The sequence below is a fragment of the Nonomuraea sp. NPDC049480 genome (assembly GCF_044465905.1).
Taxonomy (GTDB): Bacteria; Actinomycetota; Actinomycetes; order Streptosporangiales; family Streptosporangiaceae; genus Nonomuraea.
Genome location: NZ_JBITMD010000025.1, coordinates 1 through 13,994 on the forward strand (window position 1 = coordinate 1; position 13,994 = coordinate 13,994).

Sequence of the window (13,994 nt, forward strand, 5' to 3'; positions counted from 1 at the left end):
TTCGTGCCCTTGACCTGCTTGACGAGCAGCTTGGCGAACGCGTCGTCCAGCCCGCCGGCGTTGGCCGGCGCCGCCGTGGCGAGCGGTAAGGCGAGTGCGGTGATGAGTGCGACAACGATTCTGCGCATACAGTTTCCCCCTGCTTGGAACAGGAAGGCGAGGCACTTCCCCCGAGCCTCGCCGAACGCAACCTAACGCGACCCCGCACCGCTGAAAAGACCCACTAATGCGGCAAATTGGGATATTTACTCCGCGTCGCGGCGTGCCCTGGCACGGCGCTTGCCCTCGTGCATCGCCTGGACGCGGGCGATCGGGATCGTGTGCCCCTCCTCGACGAGGTCGGCCGGCAGCCGCTGCGGCGCGGGCATGGCCTCCGCCCACGGGTCGGCGTCCTTGAGCAGCCCGACCGCCGTGTGCAAGGTGAAGTCGCGCGGCGACACACGATCGAGGTCCGACCACGCCACGGGGAAGGACACCGGTACGCCGGGCCGCACACGCGGGCTGTAGGCGGCCACGACCGTGGCGCCGCCCGCCCGGGTCGAGTCGATGAACACCTTGCCCGCACGGTCCTCGCGGATGAACGCCGTGGTGGCGATCGCCGGATCCACCCGCTCGGCGCGGGCGCCCACCGCACGGGTGGCCGCGGCGAGGTCCTCCACGGCGGTCCCCGCCGCCACGGGCACGAACACGTGCACGCCCTTGGCCCCGCTGGTCTTGACCGCGCCCGCCAGCCCGCAGTCCTCCAGCGCCTGCCGCACCAGGAAGGCCCCCTGCACGGCCAGCTGGAAGTCGTCGCCGGGCGGGTCGAGGTCGAGCACCATGTGCGTCCAGCGGTCGCCGGCGTACAGCGCCGGGTGGTATTCCACGGCCCGCTGGTTGGCGAACCACAGCAGCGTCCGCCGGTCGTTGCACACCGCGTACGTGACCTGCCGGCGCGACGCCTCCGCCCAGACGGACAGGGTCTCCATCCAGTCGGGGGCGTATTTCGGCAGATTCTTCTGCATGAAGGGCTCCTGGCCCGGGCGTACCCGCATGACCGACAGCGCGCGGTCGCGCAGGACCGGGACGATGCGGTCGCTGACGGCGTCGAGGTAGTCGACCAGGTCGCGCTTGGTCGCGCCCGCGCCGTCGAACAGCGGCTGGTCGAGGTTGGTCAGAGCCACCCCGTCGCGCGTCTCATCGGCGGTCACCCCGCCTACGATATCCGGAACAATGGGCTAGATCATGACTCGTTACCTGTACCTGACGCGCCACGGCGAGGCCACCCCGGACGAAACCGCCCTCACCGAGAACGGCCGCCGCCAGGCCGCGTTGCTCGGCGAGCGGCTCAAGGACGTCCCGCTCTCCGCCATCCATCACGGCCCGCTCCCCCGGGCGACGCAGACCGCCCACCTGATCGGCGCACACCTCCCCGGCGTGCCGCTGCACGCCTCCGAGGCCGCCGGGGACTACATCCCCTACCGGCCGGCGAAGGACGAATTGCCTCCGGAGCACGCCGGCCGGCTCCTCCGCTTCGTCGAGCAGTTCCCCGCGGACGGAGGTGACGGCCTCGCCGCCGAGGCCATGCGCGCGTTCACGGGCCCGGTGGCGGAGGGAACCCGCCACGAACTGGTCGTCACGCACAACTTCCTCATCGGCTGGCTCGTCCGCGCCGCCGTGGACGCCCCGAAGTGGCGCTGGCTCGGGTTCAACCACTCCAACGCCGCCCTGACCGTCATCCGGTACGCGCCCGAGCGGCCCCCTTCCGTCCTGTACTACAACGACATGGGACACCTGCCCGCCGAGCTGCGCTGGACGGGTTTCCCGCCCGAATTGCGGGATTGAGTCCCTGAGCGCTACGCCATGCGCGTAACCAGCGCCGCCGCGCCCGCGCCGCCGAGACTCGGCAGGGCGGCCGGACGCCCGCTCAGCAGCAGGAGCAGCGCCTGGATCGGACCTTCCACCACGTCGCCGTCCCCGACCGCCCAGTCCACGTCGGTGGCGACGAGCCGGAGACCGCGCAGCCGCCGCTGCGGGTAGAAGGGGAAGCCCCGCTCCCAGCAGTGGGTGGCGCAGGCGCGGGCCGCGTCGAGCGGCATGGCGCGCTCGACGCCGAGGGGCACGGCGATGTCCTGGCCGTGGACGAGCGCGTCGAAGAGCGGGTCGAGCGGCTTGGTCGTCGGGGCCCGGCGGCGTGACGTGGCCGATTCGCGTACCTGCCCGGCGATCTCGCCGATCGGCCGCCCGGCGGCGTACCGCACCGCGCTGTCGCGCACCATGCGGTTGAAGTCGCCGCGTGCTCGCACGAACTCGGCCAGCGCCCACGGGAGCGTCACCCGGGTGGCGATCGCCAGGTGGGCGGCAACGTCGCGCACCCGCCAGCCCTCGCACAACGACGGCTGCTCCCACGCGTCCACCGGCAGCGAGTCGAGCAGGTCGGCCAGCCCGCGCCGCTCGGTTTCGAGGGCAGCCCAGATCTCTTCCTGGTCCATCGCCCACCTCTCCCCATTTGCTAAGGTTGCCTTAATATAAGGCAGGCTTAGCAATTGGAGAAGACCCGTGGCGCCTACCCATCCACCGCACATCGTGGCGTTGCTCTACGAGGCGTACCTGCGCCTCCAGGGGGTCGTGCTGGAGGCGGCCCGGGCGTACGACGCGGACATCCGGCCCGCGCACTCGGCGGTGTTCTTCCACATGGAGCACGACGGCATCCGGCTGAGCAGGCTCGCCGAGAAGGCCCAGATGACCCCGCAGGCGATGGGCGCTCTGGTGGACGACCTGGAGCGGCTCGGCTACCTGCGCCGGGTTCCGGACCCGGCCGACCGCCGGGCCAAGCTCATCGTGTTCACCGAGCGTGGCGAGGAGGCGCTGAAGATCGGCTACACCACGATCGACGACGTGGAGCGCCGGGTGGCGGCGCTGCTCGGCGAGGACGGCCTCGCCGAGCTGAACGCCACGCTGACCCGCATCATCGGCGCTTTCTAGCCGGATGATCCGGCCTTGGCGATCATCTCCTTCTCCTCGGGGGTGGGGATGAGGCCGGACGGCGCGAGGATCTTCGACTCCTCGAACGGCGCCTCGGTACTCGGCAGCGGCTCCCTTGTCCTGATCGCCTTCACCCACACCCTGGCCGCGTCCAGGATGACGATAATGATCATGAGAGCGAAGATCGCCGCCAGGACGCCGTCCACGGTGGAGTTGATCACGACCTGCCGCATCGCGTCCATGGACTTGGCCGGCGCCAGCAGTTGCCCCTGGTCGAGGGCGGCCTGATAACGGTCACGCTGCGCGAAGAAGCCGAGCCCCGGGTCGGGCGAGAAGACCTTCTGGTAGCTGGCCGTCAGCGTGACGGCCACGTCCCAGGCCAGCGGCACCGCCGTCACCCAGGCCCATTTCAGCCGGCCGCTCTTGATCAGCAGGGTCGTGGCCACGGTCAGCGCCACCGCCGCGAGCAGCTGGTTGGCGATGCCGAAGAGCGGGAACAGCTGGTTGATGCCGCCGAGCGGGTCGTTGACGCCCTGGTAGAGGAAGTATCCCCAGGCCGCCACGACCACCGCGCTGGCCGCCACCAGCCCAGGCCACCAGCTCACCCGCGCCATCGGCTTCCACAGGTTGCCGATCGTGTCCTGGAGCATGAACCGGCCCACCCGCGTGCCCGCGTCCACGGTGGTCAGGATGAACAGCGCCTCGAACATGATCGCGAAGTGGTACCAGAACGCCTGCAGCCCCGCCCCGCCGAGGAACCCGGAGAAGATCTGCGAGATGCCCACGGCCAGCGTGGGCGCGCCGCCCGTCCGGGCGATCAGCGTCTCCTCCTGTACGGCCGCCGCCGCGGCCTGCAACTGCTCAGGCGTGATCACGAAGCCCATGTTCGTGACCGCCTGGGCGGCGGTCTGGACGGTGGTCCCGACCACACCGGCCGGCGAGTTCATCGCGAAGTAGAGACCCGGGGTCAGCACGCAGGCCGCCGTGATGGCCATGACGGCGACGAACGACTCCATGAGCATGGAGCCGTAGCCGATCATGCGGACCTGGGTCTCCTTCTGGATCATCTTGGGCGTCGTGCCGGAGGAGATCAGCGAATGGAATCCCGACAGCGCCCCGCAGGCGATGATGATGAACACGAACGGGAACAGCGAGCCCGCGAAGACCGGCCCCTTGCCGTTGAAGGCGAAGTCGGTGAACGCGGTGGCCTGCAGCGGCGGCAGCGTGACGGCGATGCCGATCGCGATCAGCACGATGGTGCCGATTTTCATGAACGTCGACAGATAGTCGCGCGGCGCGAGCAGCATCCACACCGGCAGCACGGCGGCGACGAAGCCGTACGCGATCAGCCACAGCGCCAGCGCCGACGGGGTCAGCGTGAAGATCGGCGCCCAGCTGGACTCCTGCACCCAGCCGCCCGCCACGATCGCCAGGACCAGCAGCGCGACCCCGATCAGGCTGGTCTCGACGACCTTGCCGGGCCGGATCACTCGCAGGTAGAAGCCCATGAACAGGGCGATCGGGATCGTCATCGCGATGGAGAAGACGCCCCACGGCGACTGCGCGAGCGCGTTGACCACGACGAGCGCCAGCACGGCCAGCAGGATGATCATGATGGCGAAGACCGCGATGAGCGCCGCCACCCCGCCGACCGGCCCGATCTCCTCGCGCGCCATCTGGCCGAGGCTGCGGCCGTTGCGCCGCATCGAGAAGAACAGGATCACCATGTCCTGCACGGCTCCGGCGAAGATCACGCCCGCGATGATCCAGATGGTGCCGGGGAGGTAGCCCATCTGGGCCGCCAGCACGGGCCCGACCAGCGGCCCCGCCCCGGCGATGGCGGCGAAGTGGTGCCCGAACAGGATCCGCCGATCCGTCGGCTGGTAGTCGATGCCGTTGTCGAGCCGCTCGGCCGGGGTGGCCCGGCGGTCGTCGGCCCGCAGCACCTTGCGCACGATGAACCGGGCGTAGAACCGGTAGGCGATGGCGTACGAGCCGAGCGCGGCGCACAGCAGCCACACCGCGTTGACGTTCTCACCTCTGGACAGGGCGAGCACCGCCCATCCAGTGGCCCCCACGACGGCGACGAGCGTCCAGATGATGACGGAGCGCGGCTTCACCGGTTACCTCCCATTGAGCGGGCCGTACAGCGGGCGCCCGAGGCAGCAGCGCAGTCCGGCGTCCGGCGGCAGATCGGTGGTGAAGCGCCGCCAGCGCCACAGCGGACGGCAGTCGATCGTCACCGGCAGCTCGGCCAGATGCACCCAGGCGGTCGGATGCGCGTACACCAGATCGGTTCCGAGGCTCCGCGCCCGCTTGGGAAGCCGGGAACGACGCAGCGGCCTGACGGAGAACTCGCCGGCGTCCGCGCAGCAGAGGCCGGTCACGTGCCAGTCGAAGAAGACCACTTCGCCGTCGCGCAGCGCTTCACGGGCCGCGGGCGTGAGCGTGAGAGGGGACATCTGTGGCTCCTGAATATCAGGCAGCTCAGAAATTAACGACGGCCTTACCCGTTGTAGTGGTCGCTGAAACGCTCGCGGCGGCGCCTGTAAGTCTCAGCTTTTCGGCGGCCGACGCCGCGCAGCCTTTCGGTGCGTGTACCAGTCCGATTACTACTTCCTCCACGCATGCCCAGGGAGCCGGAAATCCCTTTGCCTGCCGATCGGCGCCCCTGGTAGATATTGCCGCCATGCTGACCGGAGAACGCGTACGCCTGCGAGCCCTCGAGCCGGCCGACAGTGAGGCCCTGTGGCGGTGGTACCACGATCCCGAGGTGGGCCGGTGGATGGACGAGGCGCCGCCCATCTCCCTGGCCCAGAACATGGAGAAGGGGCAGAACCGGCCACGCAACACCTTCGAGCAGATGGTGCTCGGCATCGAGGCGCTCGACGACGGGAAACTGATCGGGTACGTCGCGCTCGGCGACACCGACTTCCGCAACGGCGACGCCACGGTGCAGAGCATCGCCATCGGCGACCGCGACCGCTGGGGCGGCGGCCACGCGACCGACGCCCTGCGGGTGCTCTGCCGGTACGCCTTCGAGGAGATCGGCCTGCACCGGCTGACGCTGTGGGTGGTCGCGGACAACGCGGCGGCCGTGCGTGTGTACACCAAGGTCGGCTTCGTGGAGGAGGGCAGGCGCAGGGAGTCGTTCCGCAGGCAGGGCAAACTGCACGACTACCTGATGATGGGCCTGCTCGGCTCCGAGCTCAGGTGACGGGCTCGTCGTCCCAGGCGGGCCGGGTGACGGTCCCGGACAACCAGTCCCGGCGCAGGATCGCGTAGGCGGTCGCGTCGTGGCGCACGCCGTCCGGAGCCGGCCAGGCGTCCCGGTAGTGCGCCTCCTTCGCGTATCCGCTCTTGCGGAAGATCGCCCGCATCGCGCCGTTGTCCACGCGGGTGTGGCCCTCGATGCGCAGCACGTCGGGCAGCTCGGTGAAGAGGTAGCGGGTCAGCCAGGCGACCGCCTCCGTGCCGAGGCCGCGCCCTCGCCACGCCTTGCGGATCCGCAGGTCGAACATGGGGGTGTCGTCGGCGAGATCCTGCAGCCTGACCAGCCCCGCGCGCTCGCCGTCGGCGAGCACCCAGAAGGTGCGCTCCTCCTCGTTGTCGTAGCGGCCCTCGGCGTGCCGGCGCGCGACGGTCTCGCGCTCCTGCGTCCCCGCGTGGTACGGCCATTCCTCGCCGGTCAGGAAGTCGGCGAGCGCCTCGCCGTCACCGGCGGAGATCCTGGAAAATTCGATATGCACCCGTGGAGTCTGATCATCGGGCGGTGTGCCGGTCAACCGGATTTCCGCAAGGGTCAGCGACCGCGAAGACGGTCTTCGAGGGTCTCGATCAGGCCGGCGATCACGCCATCGGGCGAAGGGCTGTAGTGGGGCACGGCCCATCGAGTGATCGCGGCGTCGATGACCGTGGGACGGCCGGAGGCCAGCGCCCGGCGGAAGGCGTCTTCGAACTCCTCGAGCGTCTCCACCCGGTAGCCATCAGCGCCGCAGGCCAGCGCATACGCGGCGAAGTCCGGATTCTCGAACTCGACCAGCGCGCTCTCCGCGTACGTCACCAGCTGATAGAGCTTGATCAACTTGAATTCCCGGTCGTCGAAGATGACCCAGATGACCGGGATGCCATGCTCGACGGCGGTCATCAGCTCGAACCCGGACAGCGAGTAGCACCCGTCGCCGCAGCCGACCACGACCGTCCGCTCCGGTTGCGCGACCTTCAGCCCGATGGCGCCGTTGACGTGCCCGGCCATCGGCCCGAACGAGCCGGCCTTGCGGAAGTTCTGGCCTTCCTCGAGTTCCACGTAGTAGCCCAGCCAGGCCAGGTGCGCACCGGCGTCGGCGAGGAGGACACCACGCTCCGGCAGCATCCGCCCGATCGCCTGCGCGAGCTCGCCCGGGTGGATCTTCCCGGTCAGGTGGGTGATGTGCCTGGCCTCGTAGTCCTTGCCGTCGATCTCGACGGCCGGCACCTCGCCGACCCGCTGCTCCAGCGCGTCGACCAGGGCCGCCACGGCCGGGCGGGCGTCCGACAGGAGCGCGTGGTCGGGCTTGTACGCCTTGCGGAACTCGGTGTCGGAGATGTTGACGTGGATGAGCAGCTTGTCGTCGAACAGGTCCTCGCGGTAGTTGAACGTGGCGTGCTGGTTGAGGGAGTTCCCGATGCACAGCACCACGTCGGCCTCGCGGAAGGCCTTCCAGGCGCTCGCGTGACCGCTGTCGGCGAAGACGCCCACGGCGAGCGGGTGCCTCTCGGAGACGATGCCCTTGCCGTCGAGCGTGGTCAGCAGCGGGATCTGGAATCGCTCGATCAACCGCTTGATCTCCGGCCCCGCCCCGCTCCGTACGGCGCCGAAGCCGGCGAGCGCCACGACCCGCTTGCGCCGCGCGATGGCGTCAGCCAGCACCGAGGCGATCTCCGCCACGCGTTCCGGGTCGGGCAGAACCGGCGCGACGTCGAGCCGGATGGACCGCACGCCCCCGACCTCGACGCCGCGCTCGGTCAGGTCCTCGGGAACGTGGATGTGGACAGGCCCCGGCCGGCCCTCGAACGCGACGTTGACCGCTTCCTCGAGGACGTCGAACGTGTCCGCGGCGTCGGTGAGCAGGAAGGACTTCTTGGTCGTGGCCGCGAACATGGCCTGCGAGTCGGGTGTCCCGTTCAGGCCCGAGGTCTCGTTGAGCGAGCCCCATCCCTGCCATTTCCTCGACGCGTACCCCGAGACGGCAAGGACCGGGTAGGAGTCGGACATCGCCATGGCCAGCCCGGAGAACAGGTTGAACGCCCCGGGTCCGGCCGTGGCGAAGCAGAAGCCCAGCTTGCCCGTGTACATCGCGTACCCGCACGCCATGAACGACGCGGCCTGCTCGTGCCGGGTGATGATCGGCCGGATCCGCCGCGCATGCTTCAGCGCCAGCATCAGGCCGGCGGCGTTCTCACCGGCGCCGCCGAAGGCGGCCTCCACCCCGATGTCTTCCAGCCCTTCGACGATGGCCTCGTAAACCTTCATGGCGTGTGCCACCTCGCTATGTGCCGCGTGTGCGCATCGGTCGCTCCGTTCACGAAGAACCGCTCGTAGTACTCCGGCTCGACGTGGTGGGTCTGCAGCCAGATGCCGGGCACGTGGACGGCGTCGGTGTGCGCGGGGAACCGGCCGTGCGTCGCGTGGATGTACACGCAGACGTCTCGTACGCAGTCGATCACCTGCTGGTCGTACTCGCCCGCCTCGGCCAGGTAGCGCTGTCCGTAGTCGTCCTTGTAGACGCGGGCGAAGGTCTGCGCGTCGGAGTAGATGCCGCCCGGCCCGAACTTCGCCCGTACGACGCTCTCGACGGCCGCCTCCATCGACGGGTGGTTGGGCGGGCAGGCGGCCTTGATCAGGTGCTCGCCGCCGGCCCGGAGCCCGACCGGATGAGAACGCAGGGCCCGGTACTTCGGCAGCGGCACGTGCCAGCGCAGGAGGTCGGCGAGGCGGAAGCGCGGAACGACGAAGTCGAAGCCGAGCATCCGGCCGTACACCCGGGAGAACTTCGGGTCGCCCAGCATGATCTGCGGGTGGATCGTGGCGTGGATCCAGGCGCCGAGTCCCATGCCGTCCGCGACCAGCATCATGTTCTGCAGCAGCAGATCCGCCTCGACCTGGGTGCGCATCGGCCCCAGGGCCCCGAGCGGCAGTTTGAGCTCGGCGTTCAGGAAGCCGTTCTTCACCCATTTCCGCACGCCCGCCGGGCGGTAGAAGTTGCGGTCGTCGACGAGCGTCGGCCTGGCCCCCTCCGGCTGGGTGAGCAGGTACATCAGCCCGTTGATGTACTGGTGGGAGAGGTCGACCACGGGCAGGAAGACCGTGGTGCCGGGCAGATTGGACAGGAAGCGGTTGGAGTCCAGGTACGCGGGGAAATCCCGCATCCCCTCGGCGACGTCGAGCCGTTCGGGCAGGACCCTCACCTTGGCCTGGCGGGCCCGTTCGACCAGCGTGCCGGCGTCGAAGGGCAGGTCCGGGGCGGGCGGCAACTTCCTCAGGTAGTACGTGCCGGTGTCGTTGATCATGAAGAAGTGGGTGCCCTGGGCGTTGTCGGGGCTGCCCGCCGTGCGGCCGGCCGTGTTGAGATTCGGCTTGGCCATGATCGGGTCGCCGTTGCGCGGGTCCTCGAACGGCCGGTCCGGCATGGTGAGGCCGGAGCAGCCGGTGAGCGCGATGAGCACCGCCTCCTCCAGCTCCGTCAGCGGCATCGGAGCGTGCGGCGACCGGTAGCTCATCGAACCGGCCGGAACGGACGCGCCGCGGCTGACCCGATGGGTACGCCGCCTCCAGATGGTGTCCAGCAGCGGCCGGGAGAGGAGGTCTTCCAGCCCTTCCTGCCTGATCGCCTGCTTCATGCCCGGTCACGCCCTATGGTCATGGCCGGGCGCCATGGCGCGAACGCGCTCGCCGTTCGCGGCAGGAAGCCCGCCAGGTCCGGGCAGTGCCGCAGGATGACGCTCTTCATGCCGTTGCGCTCGATCCAGTCCAGCCCCAGCGGGGTGTAGATCTCGGGCCTGAAGTCGACGGTGAGGAAGCGGTCGCTCTGCAGCCGCCGGCTGGCCATGAGGATGAAGATGCGGAACGCCGTGTCGCTGAAGCCGAAGCGCTCGGGCGGGTTCTCCGCGTAGAGGCCGACCATCGTGTCGATGTCGTCGACCGTGCGGTAGACGTCCTTGAGCCGGGCCAGCGTGTCCGGATCGGAGGTGAGGTCCTCGAAGCGCCGCAGGCGCGGCCGGCGCAGGCCTGCGCGGAAGTCGTTGTAGCGCGGCACGCCGCGGCGGCGCGTACGGACCAGGTCGACCACGGACAGGTCGATGATCTCGCCGTCCCGCTCGAACGCCTGGAGCGCGCGCGGGTAGTTGTACAGCGTGATCGCCCCCGGGTGCGCGATGCCCAGCGAGTAGAGCGAGTTCGCGAGACCGGCCTCGCGCAGGACGGCCTCCGTGGCCGAGCCCTGCACGTCGTTGAACCCCAGGGTGCCGAGCGTCCGGCCGGACCTGTGGTCGGCGAGTTCGTAGTCGTCCGGGATCAGCGGGTGCATCCGGTAGACGGTGACGAAGTCCTCGGTGAGCGAGTACGGCGCGGCGTGGTGGTCGGGCAGGGTCTCGGGGATGCCGGTGAGCGCGTGCGCGTCGACCAGCCACAACCCCAGCTGGGTCAGCCAGTTCTTCGGCGGCCCCGACCAGTTGGCCGTCAGCCCGATGTCGATCAGCTCGGTGGCGAGGATGGCAGGCGTCCACTCCACTGTGTGGATCTTGGCGATGAGGGCGGAGACGACCAGCCGCGCCGTGTGGTACACGGTGTCCTCGTCCATGCGGGGATACTCGCTCCGCAGCGCCTCGCACACGGCGTTGTGCTCGCGCGCGAAGAGGGTGTGCATGACGCTGAGACCCAGCCACCAGTTGTTCCTGAACCCGGTGATGGGGATGCCGTCCGGGCCGGCCGGCAGGTGGCCCTCCTCCAGGTGCAGCGCCGCGCCGCCGTCCGGCTCGCGCAGGGACTTCGCGACGGTCTCGTCGCCGCCGTAGACCTCCGAGCCGTCCCACCAGTGGGAGGCGGCGTTGGCGGAAAGGATCGGCGGCCCCGTGCTGCCGGCCGGGCGCATGTCCTCGTCCTCGGCGAACCGCATCACCGTCTCGGGCGCTCCCCCCGGGGTGTTGACCCAGGTCATGCCGGACGGCAGCGGCACCTCGACGCTCTTCGCCCCGGCCGGGTGGCGCTTGTGGTCGACCCAGTCGTGCACCTGGAACTGGATCCAGGCGGCGGCGAGGATGTTCAGCGACCGCGCCGGGATGAAGGTGTCGCGATGGAGCAGCTCACTGCTGACGATCAACGGATTGGGCGTGTCGAAGAGGTCGGGCTGGTAGACGGGCGGGAGATTGCGGCCGAAGACCGAGCCGAGCGCCCCCATCGCCGGGGCGGACAGGTCGTTGCAGGTGCCGTTGTAGGTGCGCCTGACCCGCAGGTGCTCGTCGATGGGCGGCGGCACCGGATGGGCCTTGGGCACGGCCTCACGTACCTCGGTGTCGATGAGGTTGTCACGGCGCAACTCCTGCCGGAGGGCTTCGATGTTGAGGAGCCCGATCCAGGTCGGCAGCTTGTGCCAGGGGACGAACCGGTTGGCCACCCTGAATCCGGGCCGCAGCAGTCCGCCGACGACGACATTGCGCCTGGGCGCCGGCGTGATGAAGCGGTATCCCCGGCGATGGGCGCTGGAGGCCTCGTAGGCGGCCTTGCGAGCGCGGTTCAGGTTGCCGAGGGGGCGGAACTCTTCGGTGGTGTTCCACGGGTCGAAGGCGAGCTGGTCGACGCGGAGCGCGCAGGCGCGCGCGTCCGCGGTGTCGAGATCCTGGCGCGGGATCGTCAGCCTGGCCACCGGTACGACGGGCGCGTCCTCCTCCCGCCAGTCGGCCGCGCCGTCCTCGATGGGCGTGCTCCTGGGGTCCTCGTAGCGCTGTACGCACAGCTCGAAGACGACGTCCTCGCCGGCCAGCCGCGTTGAGATCTCGCGGCTGAGGTAGTCGGGATCGCTCCGCGACGGCTGGGGCGCCGGGGTCGCGCCCGAGACGGGGCGGAGCCGGTAGCGAACCGGCCCGGCGTGCCCCCACAGGATCGCGCCGCGGCTCCAGTACGTCTCGAGTGCGAGGCTGCGTACCTCGCGCCCGGTTCCCGCGGTCACGTTCCGCCGCATGCGCGCGGCGGTGGACCAGCCCACCGCCCACGGCAGCTTGACGAACACCGCGATGCCCTTGCGCAGGGTCGAGTCCGCGCCCGCCATGGCCTGCGCGAACTTGACGAACTCGCGTGCGTTCCGCGCGTGGGACACCGGATGGTTCGTCATGAGCAGGTCATGGGCCTCGTCCGGCCCCACCTGGATCCGCAGTGCCGCGCCGCGCAGATCGGGGGCGTGGTCCGGTTGGCGGACGCCGCTCGCGTTGGACAGCCGGACGATGACCGGGTATTCGGCACCGGGCTGGACGAAGCCGGTCCGCAGGTCCTCGGGAAGGTCCGAGCGGAACCTCAGCCGGGCGTTCTCGACGCCCAGGATCGCCTTCGCGTGAAAGGTCCGCTCGATGCCGGCGGCGCCGCCGCGTTTCCGGATTTTCAGCTGGACCCGCATGAGGTCGTGGGCGAGTTTCTCGAAGATCTCCCGCTCGACCTCGGGGGTGCCGCCGACATAGCGCTCGTACCGCTCGGCCACGGGCGCTTCGGGCACGGTCGGAGCCTCGCTGACAAGGTGCTCCTGCTGCTTGGTCAATGTGAACTCCCCCTGGCACGGCGCGGGCGCATGAATCTTTGTCTCGTTATTCCACGGTTCGCCGAGATAATGCGGCCCTTTCTCTTGGGGCCGTTCATTCTGGAAAGATCTACACGGCACACCGGGCGCGTTTACCGCCGAACAGAAATCTTCAACAAACATATGACCGGAGGAGAACCGCCCTGCAATGCTTATGCGGGCCGATTATCCATGAGACTTCGGAACCCCGGCGCGTCTGACACTTAGGCATGAGCCCTCGGTCCGTGACACAATAGCCGGTAAACTCTGGCTTTCCCCTGCCCAAAGGAGCGTGACCATATGCGCCGTTACCGGCGCGGCACGGTCGCGGCTGTTCTCGCCGGCGCCTACGCCATTCTGGTGCTCGTTCTCGGCGTCGTCTCGCTGGTGATCCTGTTGACCGTGCAGGATCCGATCCTGCTGACCGGCGTCGCCCTCGCGGCCGTCACCTTCCCTCTCGGATGGCTGATCTGGTGGGGATGGGATTTCCTGCCACCCGGGACAGCGGACCCCGTGCTGCTCATCGTGGCCCTCACTGTCGCGGGCTTGCTGCAGTCGTGGCTCATCTGGCGCATGATCCGGGGCCCTTCGCTCCACACGGGCGGGACCGCCTGAAAAGGGGCGATGACCGGCGTTCTACCGCGGGCGTCAGGCCGGCGGCCAGTTTCTGAGAACGGCGTCGAGGGCGTCCAGGACTCTGTACCACGAGGCGTCCACCTCGCGCGGGTGGTGGCGGAACCCGCCCGCCGTCTCCAGACTCACGTACCCGTGGAACATGCCTCCCAGCATGCGTACCGCGTCCGTCTGGTCGGGCTCGGGCAGTTCATATCCGCGCAGTATCGCCCGCGTCATCTCCGCGTGCCGCCTCGCCGGGCCGGCGGCCGCCGTCTCCGGGTCAAGCCCGATCTGCGCCGCGGCGTACCTGCCCGGATGTTCTTTCGCGTAGTCCCTGTAGGCGTTGGCGAAGGCCACCAGCGCGTCCTTGCCCGCGCGGCCGGTCAGGGCGGCGCCGGCCCTGTCGGCGAGCTCCGTCAGGGCCAGCGCCGCCACCCTGACCCTCAGGTCCTGCGCGTCCTTGATGTGGGAGTACAGGGCTGCGGGCTTGACACCGAATCTGCGTGCGAGCGCCGAGACGGTCACGTTCTGGAAGCCGATCTCGTCGGCCAGGTCCGCTGCCGCCCGGGTCAGGCGTTCCGCGGTCACTCCCGCGCGTGCCATGTGCCACCCTTC

General features: G+C 69.5%; 13 protein-coding genes. 4 read left to right on the forward strand and 9 right to left on the reverse strand.

The genetic code is table 11. The features are described 5' to 3' along the window. Nucleotides 1–245: 245 nt before the first annotated feature. Complete coding sequence (locus ACIBX3_RS46590; protein ID WP_397127111.1) at nt 246–1,190, reverse strand: DNA polymerase domain-containing protein; 945 nt, start codon at nt 1,188–1,190, stop codon at nt 246–248. Nucleotides 1,191–1,224: 34 nt separating this feature from the next. Between ACIBX3_RS46590 and ACIBX3_RS46595 the strand changes: the two genes are divergently transcribed. Continuing rightward, a complete protein-coding gene (locus tag ACIBX3_RS46595) occupies nt 1,225–1,824 on the forward strand; it encodes a histidine phosphatase family protein (protein WP_397127112.1) in 600 nt (199 codons plus the stop codon). Nucleotides 1,825–1,835: 11 nt separating this feature from the next. Here ACIBX3_RS46595 and ACIBX3_RS46600 read toward each other — a convergent pair whose 3' ends face one another. After that, on the reverse strand, nt 1,836–2,471 hold the full coding sequence (locus ACIBX3_RS46600) for a maleylpyruvate isomerase family mycothiol-dependent enzyme (RefSeq protein ID WP_397127113.1): 636 nt from the start codon (nt 2,469–2,471) through the stop codon (nt 1,836–1,838). Between the two features lie 67 nt (nt 2,472–2,538). Here ACIBX3_RS46600 and ACIBX3_RS46605 point away from each other — a divergent pair, with 67 nt between their 5' ends. Beyond that, nucleotides 2,539–2,964, forward strand: coding sequence for a MarR family winged helix-turn-helix transcriptional regulator (locus ACIBX3_RS46605; protein ID WP_397127114.1), 426 nt, complete (start codon nt 2,539–2,541; stop codon nt 2,962–2,964). Here the strand turns inward: ACIBX3_RS46605 and ACIBX3_RS46610 are convergent. Together ACIBX3_RS46610 and ACIBX3_RS46615 are read right to left on the reverse strand one after the other, a co-directional pair. Beyond that, a complete protein-coding gene (locus ACIBX3_RS46610; RefSeq protein ID WP_397127115.1) occupies nt 2,961–5,084 on the reverse strand; it encodes a carbon starvation CstA family protein in 2,124 nt (707 codons plus the stop codon). The two genes, ACIBX3_RS46605 and ACIBX3_RS46610, sit on opposite strands and share 4 nt — an antisense overlap. Before the next feature lie 3 nt (nt 5,085–5,087). After that, nucleotides 5,088–5,426, reverse strand: a complete 339-nt coding sequence (locus tag ACIBX3_RS46615) for a hypothetical protein (RefSeq protein ID WP_397127116.1) — start codon at nt 5,424–5,426, stop codon at nt 5,088–5,090. Nucleotides 5,427–5,653: 227 nt separating this feature from the next. Between ACIBX3_RS46615 and ACIBX3_RS46620 the strand changes: the two genes are divergently transcribed. Next, nucleotides 5,654–6,181 carry a GNAT family N-acetyltransferase gene (locus ACIBX3_RS46620; protein WP_397127117.1) on the forward strand — a complete coding sequence of 176 codons (528 nt, stop codon included), beginning with the start codon at nt 5,654–5,656 and terminating at the stop codon, nt 6,179–6,181. Here ACIBX3_RS46620 and ACIBX3_RS46625 read toward each other — a convergent pair. From ACIBX3_RS46625 to ACIBX3_RS46640, 4 genes are read right to left on the reverse strand one after another with little or no spacing between them, the layout of a single operon-like run. Further along, a complete protein-coding gene (locus ACIBX3_RS46625; protein WP_397127118.1) occupies nt 6,174–6,713 on the reverse strand; it encodes a GNAT family N-acetyltransferase in 540 nt (179 codons plus the stop codon). The two genes, ACIBX3_RS46620 and ACIBX3_RS46625, sit on opposite strands and share 8 nt — an antisense overlap. A 53-nt stretch (nt 6,714–6,766) precedes the next feature. Continuing rightward, nucleotides 6,767–8,476, reverse strand: a complete 1,710-nt coding sequence (locus ACIBX3_RS46630) for a thiamine pyrophosphate-binding protein (protein ID WP_397127119.1) — start codon at nt 8,474–8,476, stop codon at nt 6,767–6,769. Next, nucleotides 8,473–9,843 (reverse strand): hypothetical protein, encoded by a 1,371-nt coding sequence (locus tag ACIBX3_RS46635; RefSeq protein WP_397127120.1) that lies wholly within the window; start codon nt 9,841–9,843, stop codon nt 8,473–8,475. The genes ACIBX3_RS46630 and ACIBX3_RS46635 overlap by 4 nt, the downstream gene beginning before the upstream one ends. After that, complete coding sequence (locus tag ACIBX3_RS46640) at nt 9,840–12,746, reverse strand: peroxidase family protein (RefSeq protein WP_397127121.1); 2,907 nt, start codon at nt 12,744–12,746, stop codon at nt 9,840–9,842. The genes ACIBX3_RS46635 and ACIBX3_RS46640 overlap by 4 nt, the downstream gene beginning before the upstream one ends. A gap of 318 nt (nt 12,747–13,064) precedes the next feature. Between ACIBX3_RS46640 and ACIBX3_RS46645 the strand changes: the two genes are divergently transcribed. Then, nucleotides 13,065–13,379, forward strand: coding sequence for an SCO4225 family membrane protein (locus ACIBX3_RS46645; RefSeq protein WP_397127122.1), 315 nt, complete (start codon nt 13,065–13,067; stop codon nt 13,377–13,379). A 33-nt stretch (nt 13,380–13,412) separates the two neighbouring features. Here ACIBX3_RS46645 and ACIBX3_RS46650 read toward each other — a convergent pair whose 3' ends face one another. Continuing rightward, entirely contained in the window at nt 13,413–13,982 is a 570-nt protein-coding gene (locus tag ACIBX3_RS46650) for a TetR/AcrR family transcriptional regulator (protein WP_397127123.1), read from the reverse strand. Nucleotides 13,983–13,994: the final 12 nt, after the last annotated feature.